Source organism: Winogradskya consettensis (genome assembly GCF_018332715.1).
Taxonomy (GTDB): domain Bacteria; phylum Actinomycetota; class Actinomycetes; order Mycobacteriales; family Micromonosporaceae; genus Actinoplanes; species Actinoplanes consettensis.
In genome coordinates this window covers 227,718-246,471 of sequence record NZ_BOQP01000027.1, presented here as the reverse complement: position 1 = coordinate 246,471, position 18,754 = coordinate 227,718, and the positions used below count along the sequence as shown (strand labels likewise).

At 70.8% G+C, this 18,754-nt stretch carries 18 protein-coding genes and 1 pseudogene; 6 read left to right on the top strand and 13 right to left on the bottom strand.

The genetic code is table 11. The features are described 5' to 3' along the window. Positions 1-42: 42 nt before the first annotated feature. Both Aco04nite_RS50040 and Aco04nite_RS49700 read right to left on the bottom strand, forming a co-directional pair. Positions 43-171: pseudogene (locus tag Aco04nite_RS50040) on the bottom strand (helix-turn-helix domain-containing protein); the annotation flags it as partial. A 336-nt stretch (positions 172-507) separates the two neighbouring features. Beyond that, positions 508-639 carry a hypothetical protein gene (locus Aco04nite_RS49700; protein WP_280519376.1) on the bottom strand — a complete coding sequence of 44 codons (132 nt, stop codon included), beginning with the start codon at positions 637-639 and terminating at the stop codon, positions 508-510. Between the two features lie 15 nt (positions 640-654). Between Aco04nite_RS49700 and Aco04nite_RS24985 the strand changes: the two genes are divergently transcribed. Next, entirely contained in the window at positions 655-909 is a 255-nt protein-coding gene (locus Aco04nite_RS24985) for a hypothetical protein (protein WP_212999682.1), read from the top strand. Between the two features lie 76 nt (positions 910-985). Continuing rightward, complete coding sequence (locus tag Aco04nite_RS24980; RefSeq protein ID WP_212999681.1) at positions 986-1,516, top strand: SigE family RNA polymerase sigma factor; 531 nt, start codon at positions 986-988, stop codon at positions 1,514-1,516. On the opposite strand, the gene Aco04nite_RS24975 is transcribed toward Aco04nite_RS24980, so the two are convergent. Both Aco04nite_RS24975 and Aco04nite_RS24970 read right to left on the bottom strand, forming a co-directional pair. Then, entirely contained in the window at positions 1,457-1,960 is a 504-nt protein-coding gene (locus Aco04nite_RS24975) for a hypothetical protein (protein ID WP_212999680.1), read from the bottom strand. The two genes, Aco04nite_RS24980 and Aco04nite_RS24975, sit on opposite strands and share 60 nt — an antisense overlap. Then, complete coding sequence (locus tag Aco04nite_RS24970) at positions 1,957-2,949, bottom strand: Dyp-type peroxidase (protein WP_280519377.1); 993 nt, start codon at positions 2,947-2,949, stop codon at positions 1,957-1,959. Before Aco04nite_RS24970 ends, Aco04nite_RS24975 begins: the two co-directional genes overlap by 4 nt. Before the next feature lie 254 nt (positions 2,950-3,203). On the opposite strand from Aco04nite_RS24970, the gene Aco04nite_RS24965 reads away from it, so the two are divergent. Both Aco04nite_RS24965 and Aco04nite_RS24960 read left to right on the top strand, forming a co-directional pair. Continuing rightward, the gene (locus Aco04nite_RS24965) at positions 3,204-4,334 is read left to right on the top strand and encodes a DUF1996 domain-containing protein (protein WP_212999678.1); all 1,131 of its coding nucleotides are present in this window, start codon (positions 3,204-3,206) and stop codon (positions 4,332-4,334) included. An 80-nt stretch (positions 4,335-4,414) separates the two neighbouring features. After that, positions 4,415-5,704, top strand: coding sequence for a ferredoxin reductase family protein (locus tag Aco04nite_RS24960; protein WP_244876272.1), 1,290 nt, complete (start codon positions 4,415-4,417; stop codon positions 5,702-5,704). Positions 5,705-5,707: 3 nt separating this feature from the next. On the opposite strand, the gene Aco04nite_RS24955 is transcribed toward Aco04nite_RS24960, so the two are convergent. The 6 genes from Aco04nite_RS24955 to Aco04nite_RS24930 all read right to left on the bottom strand — a co-directional run bounded on the left by Aco04nite_RS24955 (position 5,708) and on the right by Aco04nite_RS24930 (position 11,821). Beyond that, the gene (locus tag Aco04nite_RS24955; RefSeq protein WP_212999676.1) at positions 5,708-6,226 is read right to left on the bottom strand and encodes a peptidase M23; all 519 of its coding nucleotides are present in this window, start codon (positions 6,224-6,226) and stop codon (positions 5,708-5,710) included. A 134-nt stretch (positions 6,227-6,360) separates the two neighbouring features. Beyond that, positions 6,361-7,002: a fasciclin domain-containing protein gene (locus Aco04nite_RS24950; protein WP_212999675.1), complete on the bottom strand. Its 642-nt coding sequence runs from the start codon at positions 7,000-7,002 to the stop codon at positions 6,361-6,363. A 78-nt stretch (positions 7,003-7,080) separates the two neighbouring features. Continuing rightward, positions 7,081-7,809, bottom strand: a complete 729-nt coding sequence (locus Aco04nite_RS24945; RefSeq protein WP_244876271.1) for an anti-sigma factor — start codon at positions 7,807-7,809, stop codon at positions 7,081-7,083. Continuing rightward, positions 7,763-8,341 carry an RNA polymerase sigma factor gene (locus Aco04nite_RS24940; protein ID WP_212999674.1) on the bottom strand — a complete coding sequence of 193 codons (579 nt, stop codon included), beginning with the start codon at positions 8,339-8,341 and terminating at the stop codon, positions 7,763-7,765. Before Aco04nite_RS24940 ends, Aco04nite_RS24945 begins: the two co-directional genes overlap by 47 nt. Before the next feature lie 88 nt (positions 8,342-8,429). Then, a complete protein-coding gene (locus Aco04nite_RS24935; protein WP_212999673.1) occupies positions 8,430-9,737 on the bottom strand; it encodes a glycosyltransferase in 1,308 nt (435 codons plus the stop codon). Further along, entirely contained in the window at positions 9,734-11,821 is a 2,088-nt protein-coding gene (locus Aco04nite_RS24930; RefSeq protein ID WP_212999672.1) for a glycosyltransferase, read from the bottom strand. Before Aco04nite_RS24930 ends, Aco04nite_RS24935 begins: the two co-directional genes overlap by 4 nt. A 208-nt stretch (positions 11,822-12,029) precedes the next feature. Between Aco04nite_RS24930 and Aco04nite_RS24925 the strand changes: the two genes are divergently transcribed. Both Aco04nite_RS24925 and Aco04nite_RS24920 read left to right on the top strand, forming a co-directional pair. Beyond that, on the top strand, positions 12,030-13,313 hold the full coding sequence (locus tag Aco04nite_RS24925) for a DUF1800 domain-containing protein (protein ID WP_212999671.1): 1,284 nt from the start codon (positions 12,030-12,032) through the stop codon (positions 13,311-13,313). A gap of 13 nt (positions 13,314-13,326) precedes the next feature. After that, positions 13,327-14,571, top strand: coding sequence for a DUF1501 domain-containing protein (locus Aco04nite_RS24920; RefSeq protein WP_212999670.1), 1,245 nt, complete (start codon positions 13,327-13,329; stop codon positions 14,569-14,571). Positions 14,572-14,578: 7 nt separating this feature from the next. Here Aco04nite_RS24920 and Aco04nite_RS24915 read toward each other — a convergent pair whose 3' ends face one another. Genes Aco04nite_RS24915 through Aco04nite_RS24905 form a run of 3 tightly spaced genes read right to left on the bottom strand, consistent with a single transcriptional unit; the run spans position 14,579 to position 18,509 of the window. Further along, the gene (locus tag Aco04nite_RS24915) at positions 14,579-16,192 is read right to left on the bottom strand and encodes a sensor histidine kinase (protein ID WP_244876270.1); all 1,614 of its coding nucleotides are present in this window, start codon (positions 16,190-16,192) and stop codon (positions 14,579-14,581) included. Further along, the gene (locus Aco04nite_RS24910) at positions 16,189-16,626 is read right to left on the bottom strand and encodes an ATP-binding protein (RefSeq protein ID WP_212999669.1); all 438 of its coding nucleotides are present in this window, start codon (positions 16,624-16,626) and stop codon (positions 16,189-16,191) included. The genes Aco04nite_RS24915 and Aco04nite_RS24910 overlap by 4 nt, the downstream gene beginning before the upstream one ends. Before the next feature lie 44 nt (positions 16,627-16,670). Continuing rightward, positions 16,671-18,509 carry a sensor histidine kinase gene (locus Aco04nite_RS24905; RefSeq protein ID WP_212999668.1) on the bottom strand — a complete coding sequence of 613 codons (1,839 nt, stop codon included), beginning with the start codon at positions 18,507-18,509 and terminating at the stop codon, positions 16,671-16,673. Positions 18,510-18,754 lie beyond the last annotated feature (245 nt).

Here is an 18,754-nt window from a genome sequence, read left to right as displayed (position 1 = left end):
GAGGACCTGGTCGTCCTGGAAACGCCGCAGGCAGGCCTCGACCAGCTCGTCCTTGGTGCGGAAGTGCTGGTAGAGCGTGCGCTTGGAGACGTGGGCCGCCTCGGCGAGCTCGGCGAGCCCGGTCGCGTTGACGCCGTTGCCGTAGAAGAGGTCGGCTGCGGCCTCGAGGATCCGCTCCCGCGAGCCGGTTCGTCAACCCGGTCGTCCCCGTCGCATAACCCCTCGGCCGACCTCTTCCTGGGCGTCGCACACCCAGGAGGAGGCAACCTTTCTCCGTTCACCGCATCAGCGCGAGGCTGATCGCATGAAGATCACCGAGAAGCAGGCAGCGGACTGGGCAGCAGGGCGGCTGGACCTTTGACTGGGAGCTGCTCGCCATCAACGGCGACACGTTCGCCGTGAAGGGTGTCGGCGCCTACCGCGAGCTCGGCACCTTCGACGACCTGTGGGTGGTCACCCTCGACGACGAGGGCCGATGCGCGGTCCTGCGCATGTGGAACAACGAGATCAAGTAAAACTTCCTCCGACACCGCTGAGTACGGCCGGATCTCCGGAGATCCACACGTTGCCGACCACCAGATGCCGCATGACCCAGAGCTCGCCGTCCCGCAGCAGGTCGGCGTTGTACCGGTTCGCCATCAGCAGGTGCCGTGAATGGTCCTCGCGGGGCAGGTGCTGCGCCGCCGCGGCCACCTCGCCAAGTCCGCGGTCCTCAAGGCATTGCGCATCCGCTTCGCGCCCACCCTGGAGACCTTGATCCTGACCCTGATCACCGGCAACCCGGCTCTCGCAGCCGGGTTGCCGAAAGCTGTATCGCGCGCATTTCATAAGGACGTGATCCACGTCTCACCCAATAATAGATATTTCGGAGCGACTGCCGCTCTCGCATTTTTTCTGGCAAATATTTGACACCCCGATCACCGCTATTTAGCCTTTTGCGCATCCGTCGGGCGGCGACGGGAAACAGGTGATGCCGGGAGAATGAATGAGCGACGGGCGGCCCGACTGCCTGTCGTTCGACGCGTTTTACCGTCGCTGGCATCGCGATCTAGTGCGGCTCGCCCATTCGCTGACCGGGAGCAGCGCCGACGCAGACGACATTGCCGGTGCGGCGCTGAGTGCCGCCTGGGAGAATTGGGAGCGGGTGCGGACTGCCGCCCACCCGTTCGCCTATGTCCGCAGGATAGTCGTCAACATGGCCGCCGATCAGGTCCATCGGACCGCCCGGGAACGGCAGCGCAAGAATCTGCTGGGCCCGATGGTGGCCTGGTTCCATCATGGGCCCGACGTCGCAGCGGTGGTCGATCTGCGCGCTGCCCTACTCCTCTTGCCGGCCGGGCAGCGCGCCTGCGTCGTTCTCCGCCACCTCGCCGGCCTCACCCCCGAGGACACGGCGCGGGCGCTGGGGATCAGTCCGGGGACCGTGAAGAGCCAGACCTCGAAGGGCCTGGCCCAGTTACGCGCCCTGCTGACCGAGCCGGCTGATGGCGGGCGCGGCCAGCTTTTCCGCGGCTGAGCGGGCGGCGCCGGCGGCGGGAACGCCGGGACCGGCGAACACCACTTTCAGATGCGCCGTGCCGATCATGACGTGCAGCGTGGTCAGCTCGGGGACCCAGTACGCCCGGTCGCCGAGGCCGGTCACCGGTTCGGTCGCCTGCCCGCTGTTGCGAAGCTGGTCGAACTCCTGCCGGCCGGTCGCCTGCGGGTTGTCGCCGACATACACCAGCGTCCCGCCCGGCTGGAGCACGAACTGGCACAGCGGTGGCCAGGTCGCCAGCCTGACCCCCGCTGCGGCCGTCCGCCCCGTCACCTGGCTGACCTCATCCTGCGTGACGAGCCGGCAGGGGGTGGCCATGGCGTTGATGTCCCACTCCGAGGCATGGGGAGGATCCTCCGGCGCGGGACTTCCGCATCCGCTCAGGACCAGGGCAAGCCCCGCAACCAGTACCCGCCCGGTCACAGCAGCAGCCCCTCGCCCAGGAAAGAGGCGGGTGGACACGCGAATACGCCACTGGCGACGTGCTGGCTGAAGGCGTTGAGCGGGTCGCCGGCGGCCAGTCTTCTCTGGACGGGGACGAACTGCCGGCCCGGATCCCGCTGGTACGCCAGGAAGATCAGCCCGGAGTCCTGCAGGCCGTTGACGTCGACCCCACCGTCATAGGAGTACGAGCGGCGCAGCATGGTCGCCCCGTTGTTGCCGCCCGGCGCCGCCAACCCGGCGTGGCCCGCACCGATGCGATCGCCGCTTCCCTTGGCCCGGCCGATCATCGCCTCCTGGTCGGCCAGGGCCGTGCGGTCCCAGGTGTCCAGGAGCAGCCTGATCCGGCGCATGACGAGATAGGTGCCCCCGTTCATCCAGCCGTTCCCGTCCGACACCCACAGGTCGCGCCCGGCGAGGTCGAGATTGGCGGTGCCGTCGCGGAATCCGAACGGGTTACGCGGATCGGCGGTGCCGTCCTGATCGCGGTATCCAAACTGGCGCCAGCGTAATCCGGCCTGCGGGCGGGCGATGTTCAGCAGGGTACGCAGACCGTCGGCCGCTGCCGCCGGAGTGGTGGCGCACACCTGCACACAGATGTCGCCATGGCTGGCGCGGTCGTCGATCGCCTCACCCGGGAACGGCGGAAGGGGTTGCAGTGGCCCGGGACGCCGATCGGCCAGCTCCGCCACGCGGTCGAACATCGAGGGACCGAAACCGATGGTGACCGTACGCCGGGAGTCGCCGAGCCTGCCGATGCTCGCCGTCCAGCCCTGAAGCAACCGCCGGGCCTCCTGAGCAGAGGTGCTTCGCAGGTCGAATCCGGCCAGGGCCAGAAAAGGCATCGGCGGACTGACGATTCCCGGCTGATGAATGCCACGGTCGTCACGAGAAGATAAAGACACGGGGAGTGTCGCGGCGGTTACCGCTGCCAGGAGAGCCCGGCGGCCGAGGGGCCGGGCCGTATTCATCACTCGGGACCAGTCGTTCACACGGGGCAGGCTACCCGCCGATCCATCCGGATAGATGTGATTCACACCCTCCCCGAAAATTGATATGTGGCGCCTACCAGGCGCGATGGCAGCCGGTTTCGATGGCCGCCATTAAATCCGCGTCCCAGCGGCAACCGGATCGGCTCGGTCCCGGACCTGATGCTGACAGGCACCGGGGCCGGGGAACACCACCCCTCAACCGGTGTGCGCAATTTCCAGGAGGGTTTCTTTTCATGCGGAGAACAACCCGGGTGCTGGCCTGGTTCGCGGCGTGTGCCGTGGCCGCCGGCACGCTGTTCAGCGTCACCGGAACCGCGGCTCAGGCCGTGGAGGGCCGCTCGCTCTGGAAGATCGACTGTGCCTACAGCCATTCGGCGCCGGACGACCCCATCGTGTTTCCCGGCCAGCCGGGGGCTTCTCATCTGCACGACTTCCTCGGGAACGCCTCCACGAACGCCTACTCGATGTACGAGTCGATGGACGGTGTGACGAGTACCTGCGTGAACAACGACCGCGGCGCCTACTGGGCGCCGACGTTGTACCGCGACGGCAAGGCGGTGCACCCGGACGGCGCCGTCGTCTACTACACCGCCACCGCGTACAACGCCGCCACCGTCGAGCCGTTCCCGGCGGACTTCAAGATGATCGTGGGCGACAAGAACGCGACCACCGCTGACGAGGCCCGCAAGGGTCCCGGGAAGATCTACTGGGGGTGCCACAACAACTCCCAGATCGACTACAGCCGCCGCGAACCTCCGACGGACTGCACCGGTTCCGTCGGCATCCAGCTCCGGGTGGACTTCCCGTCCTGCTGGGACGGGATCACGGTGGCCGGTAACGCGATCGAGCACATGCGGTTCCCCAGCGGCGGCGACTGCCCCAAGGGGTTCCCGCACGCCCTGCCACACATCGGGTTCCACGCCACGTACGACTTCGACAGCCCCGACACCGGCGACATCACCTTCTCGTCGGGCAACGTCTACTCCGTACACGTCGACTTCTGGAACACCTGGGACCAGAAGACGCTGCAGACCCTCACCGACAACTGCCTCAACGCCAAGGACACCAGCAAGTGCGGTCACTTCACCGCGAAGAACACCGGTTCCGGGGGAAGCCCGGGCAAACCGGTCCCGACGACTCCCGCAGCCTCCCCCGCGACCACGGTGACCAGCTCGGCGGTGACTCCGGGAGCAACCGCAACCACGGCTAAGCCGGCGACGGTACCGGCGGCAACGACCCCCGCTGCGACCACGACGACGACCACAGCCCCGGCCCCGGCCCCGGCCGGTAACGCGAATCCGCCCGTCCGGCACCACGCCAAGCCCCGGGCGTGGCACTGCCTATGGCTGTGGCACTGCGGCTAGACCGTCCCACCCGCCGCAGGGCCTGCTCGCTGTGCAGGCCCTGCGGCTCCCTCGACAAGACCCGACAAGCAGGGATCCGCTTGCGCATCACCACGAAATCGGTGGCGGCTCTCAGCCTGCTCACCGTCGTCCTGCTCTGGCTGGCCGGACGGGAGGGCGCGCCCACGGGGAGTGCGGCGTGGGGCCGGCTGGCCGGGCTCACCGGCACCGACCTGCTGCTGTTGCAGGTGCTGCTGATGGCCCGTATCCCCTGGGTCGAGCGGGCGTACGGACAGGACACGCTCACCCGCTGGCACCGCTGGACCGGCGTCACCTCGTTCGCACTGCTCCTCGCGCATGTGGTCCTGGCACTCGGCGGCCGCCCGTTCGTGCGGTTGTGGGCGCTCCTGGCGTACCCGAGCATGGTCCTGGCCGTTGCGGCCCTGGCCGCCCTGATCCTGGTGGTGGTGACCTCGGTGCGGTGGGTGCGCCGGCGGACGAGTTATGAGGCCTGGCACCTGCTGCATCTGTACGCCTACCTCGGCGTCGGTCTCGCCGTGCCGCACGAGATCGCGCTCGGCAGCGACTTCCGGCACCCGGTGGCGCGGTTCGCCGGCTGGTCGGTCTACGTCGTGGTGGCCGGCGCGATGCTCACCTTCCGGCTGGGAGTGCCCGTCTGGCGGACGCTGCGGCACCAACTGGTGGTCGACCGCGTCGCTCCGGAGGCCCCGGGCCTGGTCTCGGTCTACCTGCGGGGCAGACGTCTGGAGCAACTGCCGGCGCGGGCCGGGCACTTCTTCGTCTGGCGTTTCCTGGACGGCAAAGGTGTGCTGCGCGGCAACCCGTTCTCGCTGTCCGGCCCGCCACGGCGCGAGGGCCTGCGCATCACCGTGAAAACCGTCGGCAGCGGCAGCGCCCGGGTAGCCGCGCTGCGACCCGGCACCCTGGTGCTGATCGAGGGAGCGTACGGGCGGATGACCGCCGCCACCTATCGCGGCGGACCGGTGACCATGCTCGGCTGTGGGGTCGGCGTCACTCCCCTGCTGGCCCTGCTCTGGGATCTGCCGTACGCCCACGGAGCGGCCACCCTGGTCTACCGCACCCGGTACGCCCACGACGTCGCCTTCCTCGACGAGCTGGAGTGGCTCGCCCAGCACCGGGGCGTACGCCTGGTCCCGCTCGTCGGCCCCCGCGCCGCACCCGGATCCTGGCTGCCCCTCGAATACGCCGACTACACCGGCACCGAGGCCCTGCGCGAGCTGGCCCCGGACATCACCCGCCACGACGTCTACGTCTGCGGCCCGGACGCCTGGACCGCCGCCGTGGTCCGCTCCACCCGCCGGGCCGGGGTCGCGCCCGGCAGGCTGCACCGGGAACGCTTCGCGTGGTGAAGGTCAGTGCGCGCAGGCGGCCCGGACGGTCAGTGCTTCGACCAGCCGGGTGGCGGCGGGGGCGTGCTTCGCGTACGCCTCGGGGCGCCCGGAGATCTGGACCGCCTGGGCGGCGTCGGTGAGCCGCATGTCCTGCCATCCGTCGACAGTGAGCAGTTTGTTGTAGAACTTCCGGGTCTGGTACGCCGGGTCGGCGAGTTGCCGGGGTGTCCCCCAGCCCTGGCTGGCCCGCTGCTGGAACAGCCCCACGGAGTCCCGGTCACCGCCGCGCAGATTGCGCAGGCTCGACTCCTGCAGGGCGGTGGCGACCGCGATGACCTGCCCCTCGACGGGGACACCGCGCTCGTCTCCGATGGTGACGATGAGCCGCGCGTTGGCGATCTGCTCCTTGCTCCAGCCGTCCAGAGCGGAGGATGAGGCCGATGCGGCGGGTGCCGGCGTGCAGCCGGCGTCGGCGCGCATCAGGGGACTGAGGACGAAACCTGCGAGCACAGCTACAGCGATCACGAACAACGCGCGCACGACGTGAGGAACCTTCCGGGTTTGCGGGAGCCCGGCGAAGGGTACAGGTGTCCCCCCGATTCCGTCACCATCGATCCCGGCCGCTGCGACGCGCCGGCGGTGGCGGCCGTCGCGTCGCAGCGGTGCCCGCTACATCAGGGCAGGTCGATCGGGCGCAGCACCCGGTCGATGCCGTGAGCGATCTGCCGGTTGCCCTTGTTGAGGTCGAACCGGATGACGCGGGGATCGCGATCGCTGCGGTCGGCGTCGATCAGCTTGACGCTCTTGCGCCAGTATCCGTAGACGTCCACCTTGACGGTGGAACCGGCGGCGGTGGTCAGGCGGGCTCCGTCGGCCTTGAGCGCCGCCTTGCGGTTGATCGTGGCGCCCGGGACGACGTGGTAGAGCAGCACCGACTCGACGGTGTCGATGCCGAGGCCCGCCACCGCGGTGAAGGCGGCCTTCTCGCTCGGCAGGCGCTTGGTGTGCTGGATGTCGGCGACGAGCCGCTCGAACGCCGTGTCGCTGGGCAGGAAGGCGGTCAGCGCGGTCGTGCCGTCGGTCAGGACGCCGACGGGACTGCCCGGCTTCGCCTTGAGCACGGCGAGCACCGCCGCTGTCAGGATGTCGTAGTCGCGGCCGTTGTGGTCGAATCCGCTCTTGTCGGCGGTCAGCACCGCGGCCAGCGACCTGGTGCCGAGCGGCTTGGACTTACCGGTCGCGGCGGCCGGGCCGGCTGCCAGGGGCACCGCGACGACGACGGCGGCCACAACAGCGGCAGCGCGAGTGAACCTCATAGGACGTTCCTCTCGGGTACGGGGTGGAGGGAGCCCCACCACCCCGTACTTCGCCGGGGACCGGCCCTGCGGATGCACTCAGGACGTCAGAGTTCCGCGGAGCAGGCTGTGCCCGGAGTGGGCCGCGTCGCCGTCGTGCGGTTCGTCGGAGACGTCGACCAGCCGGTAGCGGTTCAGGTCCACGCCGGGCGGCACCGGCAGCAGCGCGTCCTGGTCCTGGGAGAGATTGCCGAGCGCCACCATCCTGGTGGTGTCGGCCGGGTCGATCAGCCACACCTCGTGAAAGCCGGTGGTCAGCGGCAGATCGCGGGTGTCGATCTCGATGGTGCCGTCGGTCAGCACGGTGGCGGAGCCGTGCGCGGCGGGTGGAACCTCCGGCAGCGGGCTCAGCGTGGCATGGGCGGCCACGTGGTCGGGTGGTTGCCGATCCGCTGTCCGGGTCACCGCCAGCGTGCCCGCCACCGCCAGCACGGCCGCCGCGGCCGCCGCGAGCACCGGCGCGAGCAGTCGTCGCGGCCGTCGCCGGGTCGCCGGCGGGAACGCGCGGTTGTCGCCGGGCTGGTCGGGCACCCGTACGGGCCGGTTCAGCTGCGCGATCTCGGACTCGATCGCCTGCCATATCCGATCCGGCGCAGCGGACTGCTCCCCCAGGGACGGGCCCTCGGCGGCGAGGGTCGCGACATGGTGCAGGCTCTCGAAGTCGCTGCGGCAGCCAGGGCACACGGCGAGATGCATCGATTCGTCCGGCTCGGTGCTGTCCTCAGAGAGCGCGAGAAGGACCAGCCGATCGGGATCCAGATGTTCCACCGTCCACCTCCCACCGTCGTCGCAGGTTGGCCATTCCGCGCCGGATATGGCTCTTGACCGTCCCGAGGGGCAACCCCGTGACAGCGGCTATCTGGGGATGGGTCAGATCGTCGAAGAACGCCAGTTGCAGGGTGCGGCGCTGATCCTCCGGCAGCCGGCCTAGCTCGTCCGCCACGATCAGCCGGTCGACGATACGGTCGGGCGTCTCGGGCGGCTCCGCCAGGGGCAGCTGGGCCCGAACCGTCTCCGTGATCCGGTCACTGCGTGCGGCCGAGCGCATCCGGTCGACGGCCTTGCGCCGGGCGATCCCGAGCAACCAACCGAGCATGCTCCCCCGCTCGGGGTCGAACGTGTCCCGCCCGGTCCAGGCCGCGACGAACGTCAGCTGCGTGACGTCCTCGGCGTCGGCCCGGTTGCCCAGCAGCCGCTGTGCGAGGTAGAGCACCGCGGCGCCGTACAGGTCGTACGCAGCACGCAGTGCCTTCTCGTCCCCGTCCCGCAGTTGCCCGGCCAGCTCGTCGTCGGAGTTCATCGACCTCCCTTCCGCACCTGGTTCCTCCGTTGTTCGTTCCCCGGGGGCCCGCTGGATGCAGGAGAGCCGGATTACGTGTCGGCAGATCTCATCGCGGCGGGTGGCCGGGCAGGTGATTCTGAGCCAGGGTGTACGCGACGCCGGGCCCGGGGTCACCCCGCAGCCGCTCACCGATCGCGCGGGCTGCCGGTGCACAGCCGAGCGCCTGCTCCACCGCGCCGGCGATCTCGGGTGCCGTCGCGGCGTTCGGGTCCAGGGCGATGCCGACCCCGGCGGCCTCGACAGCTGCCGCGCCCGCGAACTGATCGGTGGAGAACGGGAGCGCGAGCATGGGCACTCCCGCGGTGAGGGCCTCGGTGACGCTGTTGTTGCCCGCGTGGGTGATGGCCAGCGCCGCCCCGGCCAGCAGCGCGGTCTGCGGCAGGTAGGTGGCGACGAGCCAGTCGGCCGGGGTGGGCGGCAGGCCCTGGGCCGACCCGGTCGCCAGCGCCACCCGCAGGCCCGTGCGGCCCAGCGCGGTGATGACCGTGCTCAGCACGTCCGCCCGGGCCGACAGGAAACTGCCGAAGCTGACATAGACGTACGGCCGGTCGCCTGCGTCCATCCACGCGCGTATGTCCGCCGTGGGCGTCTCCGTGCGGGCCGCGGACCCGAGAAAGGCGTGCGGCACCGGCAGCTGCTGCGTACGGGCCGTGTCGTGCAGCGCCGCCGGGTAGTTGTAGAGCACCAGGTCGCCATGTCCGGTGAACGCGTCCGTCACGGGCGTGGCACCGGGCGCGAGGGTGTGCAGGGCGGCGTTCCATTCGTCGGTGAACCCGTCACGCACGGTTTCACAGATCCGGTGCAGCTCGGCGAGCTCGGCCTCCCCGGGGTGGAAGGCGGCCGGCCACGCTATCGGATAGCCGTAGACCTCGGCACCGACGGGCAGCGCCGACGGATGACCGAGCACGACGTCGACGTACGCGATGGCAGCCGACTGAAGGGCGAGCCGCGCGCTGAAGGCGAGATGGTCGACGATGATCCGGTCCGGCCGGACCTGCTCGATCACCTTCAGCACCGCGTGCGCCCGGTCGACCGGCTCCCAGAGCAGGTCGTTGCGGCGTGCCTCGGCCTGGAAGCGCAACGTCTCGGCCATCCCGCGGTAGGTCGCCGCGAAGAACCCGCGCAGCGCGTCGTCCTCACCCGCCGGCTGCTGCTCGGCCCGGATCACGCCCGGATTGGAGCCGCGGCCGAGCGAGAGCTCGGTGTGCTCGAAACCGAACGAACCGGCCAGCGCCGCGGTCGCCGGGCCGGTCGCCACCACGACCCGGTCACCGGCCCGCTGCCACGCGGTGGCGAGGGCCGCCAGCGGCAGCAGGTGGGAGGCGTAGTCCGGGCTGATCACCAGCAAGGTCATGAGCGGGGCTCCTGGGCGGTCACCGAGGCATAGATTGAGGTCAGGGCAGCTGCCATGGACTCTACGGTCAATCCGTCACTGATCCGGTCGCGCGCCCGTTCGATCCGCGGAGCCGCGGGCTGTGCGGCCAGCTCCAGCGCGGCGAGGAAGGCGACCGCCAGCTCGGCCGGGTCCCCGGGCCGGACGAGCACGCCGGTGACGCCGTGCTCGATGTAGGTCGCCGGTCCCCCGGCGTCCGGACCGACCACGACCAACCCGGCCGCGAGCGCTTCCAGCAGGGCGAGACCGAACTCCTCCTTCAGGCTGCCACACACGTAGACACTGCCGGAACCGATCAGCGATTCGCGGCCCGCACAGGCGGCGGCGAGCCAGCGGGCGACCACGCCGTGGGGGCGGTGACCGGGCATGATCAGCCCGTCGGCGGCCTCCGGGTGCTCCTTCAGCACCAGCGCGATGAGGTCGAGCTGCTCGCGCTCGTCCGGCGACGGATCGCTCAGGTCACCGCCGACGATCAGCAGGTTGCACCGCTCGCGCAGCGCCGGGTCCCGGGCCCAGGCCTGCACCAGCGTGGCCATACCTTTCACGCGGTGCAGCCGGCCGACGCTCACGGCCAGCGGCAGGCCGTGCCGCCGCGGTGGCAGTGCCGCCACGAGAGCCTCGAGCCCGGCTGCGCCGCCAGGGTCCGCCCCCTCTGCGGCCGCCGCGAGGCTGACCTGCAGGTCGATACCCTCCGCGACGACGCTGAACCGGCCGGCCCCGCCGTCGACGTCGATCCCGGTGAGCGCCTCGATGTCCCGGGCCACCTCCGGGCGGGGGAAGAGGACGACGTGAGCAGCCGAGGCCGCGAGCCGCTGCACCAGCCGCGCCCGGAACCAGTAGTGCTCGCGTTCGTCGATCACGCCGAAATTGTCGCGGCGCAGGCCACCCGTACGTTCCAGAGCGTCGATGGTGGTGTGGGGGTCGGGCGCCAGGGTGAACACGACGGGGATGTTCAGCTCCGCTGCCACCTCGGCCGCGGCCAGGCTGCCCACCTCCGCCATCCGCAGGTGGATCGCGTCCACCCGGTAGGCGCGCAGCAGGCGGCGGATGCCGCGCCGCACGGCGACCCGGGCCGGCCAGGCGTTCACCGCGTTCACCGCCGGTCCCGGCATGGGCAGGGCCGCGAGCACGTGTTTCTCGCCGCTCGTGAGGGTGGTGAGCGCATGCTCCGCGGTGCCCCGCGAGAGGGTCAGCACCCGCCCCACGCCGGGCCGGGCGGCAAGCGCGTCCCCGAGCCGGACCAGCAGGGTGGCGACACCGCCGTTGTCGCCCGCACCGGCGCGGCTCAGCTCCCGGTCGATGTCCGCGTGCAGGAACAGCTGAGCGATCCGGAAGCCCTGTCCGGCGCCGTCCGGGGCGGCACCGAACGGGGCGGCACCGGCCACCATGCCGAGGTCGACGGCGGCCAGCCGGGCCGCCGCCCCGGGTTCACCGTCCGCCGCCAGGAGGGAACCGATCGCCGTCATCGCGGCCGGGTCGCCGTACCGGTCGCCGAGTGCGGCAACGGCCCGGGCCCGGGCGGCGGGGCTCTCGTCCGGGTCGAGCGCGATCCAGCGGACGGTCTCCGCCGCCCTGTCGCCGGAGACCAGGCCGAGCGTCTCGGCCAGGCGCGCGCGGACCTGCGGATCGTGGGCCCCGGCCAGCAGCCGCAGGAGTGCGGCGGCGATGTGGTCACCCGCCGGGCCGCCCCAGCTCTCCAGGGTCCGCTGGGCGAGCATGCCGGAGAAGCCACCCCCGGCGGTGACACCGGCAAGACGGTCGATCGCGTCGAGCCGCGGCAGCCTGGACTGCAGGACCCAGGCCGCGTGCTCGCGCAGGAAGGTCCTCGGATGTGACAGCAGCCGCGAGAGCACGGCATCCGCCTCGTCGTCATCGACCGCACCGATGCCGTGCACCGCTGCCACCGCCGCGAGCTCGTCGGCCCCGTCGACCGCCGCCGCCAGCTGCTTCATCGCCGGGTACGGCCGCACGGCGGCGCCCCGGTCGGCACGGAGCACATCGAGCACGGACGCGGCCCGGCTCACCTCGTGCAGTACGGAACCCACAGTTGACGCCATACCCAGCATTCGGCGCCGTAGCCGTCCGTGGATGCGGGCGGACGCCGCCAAAAGAGTGCTCCACGACACGTTTGCCACGCCGGAATCGGGATACGCCACGGCGTCACGGTCGCCGAACCCCTGAGATACGAGAACCCTGGCCGCGCGCTGACATCGCCCTTACCGTCCTCGTACATTACCGCCCTACGTTCGGGGCATGACCGACCGTCAGACCGTCTCCCACGTGCTTCGCCGCCTCACGTTCGGGCCTACCGCGACCGAGGTGGACAAGGCCGGGGAGACCGGCGCCGCCGCCACGATCTCGGCCGCTCTCGCACACCGGACCGCGCCACCGGGCCCCGACCTGAGCACCGGCCCACCGCTCGCTCAGGACGCGGACCGCGATGCCCGGCGCGAGGCGCGGGCCCAGCAGAATGCCGAACTCGATCGCTGGTGGCTGCGGCAGATGGCGGCGGACGGCACCGCCGGCGAGAAGCTGACCTTCTTCTGGCACGGCCACTGGGCAACCAGCATCCAAAAGGTCAAGTCGGCGGCGCTGATGTACCGCCAGCAGCAGACGTTCAGGCGCTACGGCACCGGCGACACCGGGCCTTTCATCCGGGCCATGCTGCGTGACCCGGCGCTGATCCTCTGGCTCGACGGGCAGCAGAACACCGCCAGGGCACCCAACGAGAACCTCGCGCGCGAATTGATGGAACTGTTCACCCTCGGTGTCGGGCACTACACCGAGGAGGATGTAAGGGCCGGCGCCCGGGTGCTGACCGGCTGGACGGTCGACCGCGGCGCGGGCACCTCGAGGCTGATGCCGAAAAGGCACGATCAGAGCCCGGTGACGCTGCTCGGCACGACTGGCGTCATCGATCTCGACGGGTACGCCGACCTGCTGGTCCGTCATCGGGCGCACGCCCCGTTCCTCGCCGCACGTCTCTGGCTGCGCTACGGCTCCGGTGCACCACCATCGGCGGCGGTGGTCGAGCGGCTGGTCACGGCGTTCGGGCCGGGACGTGATGTGACCGCGATGCTGCACGCCCTGGTTCTCGACCCGGAGTTCCCGGCGACCAACGGGCAGCTCGTCAAGCAACCCGTCGAGTGGGTCGTCAGCGCGGTCCGCCAGCTCGGCATCGATGCCGGCAAGCTCGACGACAAGCAGCTCAAGCAGCTGTCGGCCATGATGCGGGCGCTCGGTCAGGTGCCGTTCCGGCCGCCGTCCGTCGGGGGCTGGCCCGCCGGTGCCGCATGGCTGACCACCGCATCGGCCCAGGTCCGGCTCCGTAGCGCACCGAACCTGGTGACGCTGGCCCCGGGGGCCGTCGCGACGCTGGAACAGGCTGCCCGGCCGGACCGTCTGGACGCCCTGGCCCGGCTGCTCGTGATCGACCGGTGGACCGACCGCACCGCCGCCGTGCTCGCCCCCGCGGCGCAGGACCCGAAGAAACTGATCACGCTCGGGCTGGCCACTCCCGAATACGCCGTGCACTGAGAGAGGAACCGTCATGGACCTGCTGACCCGCCGCAAGTTCCTGCTCGCCAGCGGCGTGACCGGGGCTGCGGCCCTCGTCGCCGGCGGCACCGCGTACGGCCTGGCCGACATCCTCGGCTCCGGCGACGACCGCCCGGAAGGGGCCGGAACTCTCGTCCTGATCACCCTCTACGGTGGCAACGACGGCCTGAACACCGTCATCCCGTACGGCGACGACGCCTACGCCAAGGCCCGCCCCACCCTGGCCTATCCGCCCGACCAGGTGCTGCGGCTGGACGACGGATTCGGGCTCAACCCCGGTCTGGCCGGGCTGCACAAGCTCTACGGCGCGGACAGGGTGGCGGTGGTCCGCGGCGTCGGCTATCCCAAGCCCGACCACAGCCACTTCCGATCGATGGACATCTGGCAGACCGCGGACCCGGTCCGGCCCCAGCCGACCGGCTGGATCGGGCGCTGGCTCGACACGGCCGGCGGCGATCCGCGCCTGGCGATCTCGTTCGAACCCGTACTGCCACCGCTGCTCGCCGGTGCGACCAGCGCCGGGGCAACCGTGCCCGGCGGGGCGCTGAAGCTGCCGAAATCCGTGACCCCCCAGCTGCTGAAGGCCTTCGGCACCGCGTCGGCGCAGGACACCGCGGCGCTGGCCCGGGCTGCGGGCTGCTTCACCGACCTGAGCCGCGTCCAGGACCTGATGGACGATGTCGCCGAGTCGGCGCCGGACGAGACACCCGACGACAACGCCGAGGAGCCCGGCGCCACCGCGACGGGCGGGGCCGCCGGGCCGCTGCAGCAGCAGCTCGATCAGGTAGCCCGATGTGTGGAGGCGGGCGCCGTGACCCGCGTCTACTCGGTGTCGCTCGGCGGGTTCGACCTGCACGCCGACGAGAAAGGCGCCCAGCAGGGACAGCTCGAACGCCTCGACAAACCGCTCGCCGCGTTCATGGACCGGATGACCAGGTCGGAAAAGGGCAAGGACGTCGTGGTGGCGATCTACTCCGAGTTCGGGCGCCGGGTGGCAGCCAACGCCTCCGACGGAACCGACCACGGCACGGCGTCATCGGTCTTCCTGATCGGCAATCGGATCAGAGGCGGCCTCTACGGCGAGGCCCCGAGCCTGACCGACCTCGACAACGGCGATCTCCGGTACACCACCGACTTCCGGGACGTGTACGCGAGCCTGCTGCGCACCGTGCTGGACGGAGAACCGGACCGGGTACTCGCCGGGTGGAAGGGCGAACTGGACGACGTCTGGAAATGAGGCGAGGTCACCCGCGCGGGATCCGGACCACCACCGTCGTGCCCCTGGGCCGGTTGCTGCTCAGGTTGATGCTGCCGCCGTGGAGCCGCACGATCGTCCGCACGACACTGAGCCCTAGCCCGGAGCCGGGTACGCCGTGGTGGCGTACGTTGCTGCCCCGGAAGAACCGGTCGAACACCCGCTCGTGCTCCCCGGCGGGCAGGCCGATACCGGCATCGCTGACGCACAGTTCCACCACGTCCCCGGCACGGGTCAGCGCCACCCGGACGACGCCGCCGGGCTCGCTGTACTTGATGGCGTTGGCGAGCAGATGGTTGGTGACCTGTCGCAGCCGGCGCTGGTCGCCGGCGATCACGATCTCCCCGGTGGCCTCGACGTCCAGCTCGAGACCACGCCGCGCCGCCTCGGCACGGGCGGCCTCTGCGGAATCGGTGACCAGGGCGGAGAGGTCGACGTCGTGCACGGACAGCGGCAGGTGCCCCGATTCGAGACCCGCGAGGTCGAGCAGGCTTCCGACGATGCCGTGCAGCTCGGTGACGTTGCGGGTCATGGAGTCGATCATCGTGCGGCTGTCGGCGTCGTACAGGTCGCTGTCCTCGCCGAGCATGCCGATGTGGGCCGAGATGGAGGCCAGCGGGGTGCGCAGTTCGTGGCCGACCAGGGAGACGAAGTCGTCCTGCATGCGGGCGAGCTCCCGGGTGAGGCTCTCGGCCCGGCGCAGGGCGACGAAGGCGCCGATCTGGGCGGCGATCCCTTCGAGCAGCACCGTCAGCAGGTCCTCGTCCAGCTCGGCCGCTCCGGCGTAACAGGTCAGCACCCCGAGCACCTCGTTGCCGTCCTGCACGGGGACCGCCAGGACGGTGTTGATCCCGTGGTTGACGCAGACGGTCGCCCGGGCCCGCTCGAACGTCGTCCCGCGCTCCGCGATCTCCGCCAGCTGCGGGATCCATACCGGCGATCCTTCCTGCCACACCCGGCCGGTGACGCCGAGGCCCTTGACTGGCACGTGGTCGAAGAAGTCCACGGGCTCGTCGCGCCATTCGCTCCAGTGCCCCACCGCTCGCAGCTCACCGGTGGTGGCGTCGACCAGGAACAGTTCCGCGGCGGGCCAGCCCAGCGTCGTACCGACCGCTTCCAGCACCGGCGGCGCGGCAGCCGGCAGCGTGTCGGCTGTCCGGAGTGCCCGTCCCACCCGGCGATGGCATTCGCGGAACTGCTCGGCTCTGCGCAGCGCGGTCACCTCGTGCGTCACCGCCACCGCACCCCGCTGGTGGCCGTCGGCGCCGGTGATGGGACGGGCCGTGGCGGCGAAGGTGCGCCTGCGCCGGCCGGGAACGGCGATGACGATCTCGGTGTCGTCGACGTACTCCCCCGACCGGGCCCGGTTGAGGGGCATCTCGGCCGGGACGAGTGGCCGCCCGTGCACGTCGAGCACCACACCGGCGAGGGCCGGCACGTAGTCGGCCGGCTGGGCGCCCTCGGGGATCTCGTGCACCTCCCGCAACGCCCGGTTCATCAGCACGATCCGCCCGGCGTCGTCGCACGCGATGACGCCGACGGCGAGGCTGTCCAGGAGCGCGTCCAGGAAGCCGTCGGTGCGATCGGCACCGGCAGGACTCAACGGTCCTCCTGGTGTTCGTCGTCGTGGAACCGCGCCCAGACGTGCCTGCCGGAGCCGGTCACGTACCAGCCGACCTCCGACGAGAACCGTTGCGCCATCCGCAACCACAACGGGGTGTTACCGGATTCCTCCACCGCGGCGGACCCGGGCAGCGTTCGGAGGTCCCCGTCGACCACATCCAGGACGAAATCCGCGCCGCAGCGGCACAGCCGCACCGTGGTGGGCGGGAGACCGGTCACCAGCGCGTTGGTGGCCAGTTCCGTGGCGACCAGCACCATCCGGTCCGCGACCCCGCCGAGGGTGAACTGAGCCACCAGGTCCTGACCGGTCACCGTCGCGAACAGCGACCCACGCATCACCCGTAACTGCGCGGCGTCCTGCAATGTCCAGGCCTGAAGTTCCTCGATGCCCGGCGGAGGCCGGACCGATCCCATGACAGGCACCCTCAGAACGTAGCCCTCCTGCGACGTCCAGGACCTCAAACGGCCGAGGCCGCCGGACTGCGGGCACCCGGGGTCGAGCCGACCGCCGGCAGGGTGATCCAGAAAACGCTGCCACCGTGCTCGTTCCCGTCCACCCCGACGTGCCCGCCGTGGCGCTCGACGATGCGCTGCACGATCGCGAGGCCGAGACCGGTGCCCTCGTAACCCAGGCTGGTCCCGGCCCGGGTGAAGGCGGCGAAGATCTTGTCGCGCTCCCCGGCGGGGATGCCGATGCCCCGGTCGGAGACCTCCACCCGCCAGCTCTCCCCCCGCTCCTGGGCGGTGATCTCGAGGTGGGGGATCTGCCCGGGCCCGGTGTACTTCAGCGCGTTGCCGATCATGTTGTCGAGGACCTGCCGCAGCAGGGTCGGGTCGCCGTCGACGACGGGCAGCGGCCCGACGGCGATGTGCGGGACCTGTTCCGCGGGAGCGCCCGTACGCTCCGCGATGATGTCGGCCACGACGGCGGCGAGGTCGACCCGGGAGATCCGCAGCGACCCGTTGTCCGCGGTCGCATAGTCGAGCAGGTCGTCGAGCAGGAGTTGCATCCGCGTCGTGCCGCCCCGCACGCGTTCGAGAAACTCGCGGTGCTCGGAGTCCAGGCGCGGCGCGGCCTCCTCGCGCAGGAAATCGGTGTAGGCGCTGATCCGGGCGAGCGGGCCACGCAGGTCGTGGGCGATCACCCCGGCGAAGCCGACGAGCTCCTCCTCACGCATGCGTAGCCGCTCCTCGACCTGTTTGCGGCGGCTGATGTCGTCGCGCAGGGCGGCTGTCGCCTCGTCGACGCGCAGCAACGCCCGGTCGCGCGACGATGTCACGGCGGCGGTCAGCACGGCGAGCAGCACGGTGATGACGCCGCCGGCAAGCCAGGTGAGGGCTTCCAGGTGCAGACTGGGACCGGGCAGCAGATGGTTCGTCGCGGACACGCTGAGCTGCCAGACCCGCTGCGGGGCGTCGATTGCCACGGTACGCGTGCCGATGTCACCGACGACCGCGTCCGGGGGTTCCCACCTCGCCAGGACCGTCTGCTCCCCGGCCCGGGACGTGTCGTGCAGCGTGACGGCGACGGCGTTCCTGGCGACCACCCCGATGCTCTCCCGCAGGAAGTCCCCGCCGCGCACCCCGAGCACCATCCAGCCCCGGAACAGGTCACGGTCCGCAGCCGCCGACGACGATGAGTAGACGGGGGTGGCGACGATGATCGACAGCTGCCGCTGCTCCGGGGGCAGGACCTCGTCGCGTAGAAAGACATAGGCCCGGCTCACCGTGGTCCTGCCGGTGCGCCTCGACAGGTCGAGCGCCTCGACGGCGGCCCCGGCCGGGGCGAGATCACGGCCGATGGACACGGTCGCGCCGTCCAGAGACCGGAGCAGGACGACGAACAGGTGCGAGTCGGTGCCGGGGGCCGGGTTCAGGACGAGACCGGAAGCACCTCGGGCCCGCCAGTACGCCTGCAGCCGCGGGATCTGCGCGGTGGTCGCCGGGATGATCAGCGAGACACCGGTCGCCCCGGGGAACCGTTCCCGGTCGACCTTCGCCGTGATCGCCGCGAACTCCGACGCCTCGAGCCGGGCCTGCGCACCGGCCGCGGCGGCCAGGTCGTCGAGCGTGCTGGCGTACCTGCGGATCTCCGCCGTCACCGTCTTCGCGACGACGTGCGTCTGTTCCTCGAGCGCCTGCACTGCCCTGTTCTCATCGGCGCGGCGTAACGCGGCGACGGCGAGGCCCGTGCCCAGCAGCCCCAGTGTCACCACGACGAGCACCAGCACCATCGACCGGCGGCGGAGGCTCGCGGCGGCGCGTAACGCCGACCCCGCTGCCCGAAGACCGGTCACCCTGCCGACGGTACGCGGCACGGCCCGGCGACGTACCCGAGATCAGGTTTCCGGAAGTTTCGGGTTTCAGATCGGGTCAATTTGATCAATGAGACTACGCCGATCATGACCATTTTGCGTGTTGAGCAGTCACCCAGGCCCTTCGGAACTTCCGGAAGTTTCCGGAAATCATTGACAACACGATCGGCGGGTTTTAATACTCGTTACATCGACGCACATCAACCCGTGGGCCCGGGGTCCGGTCC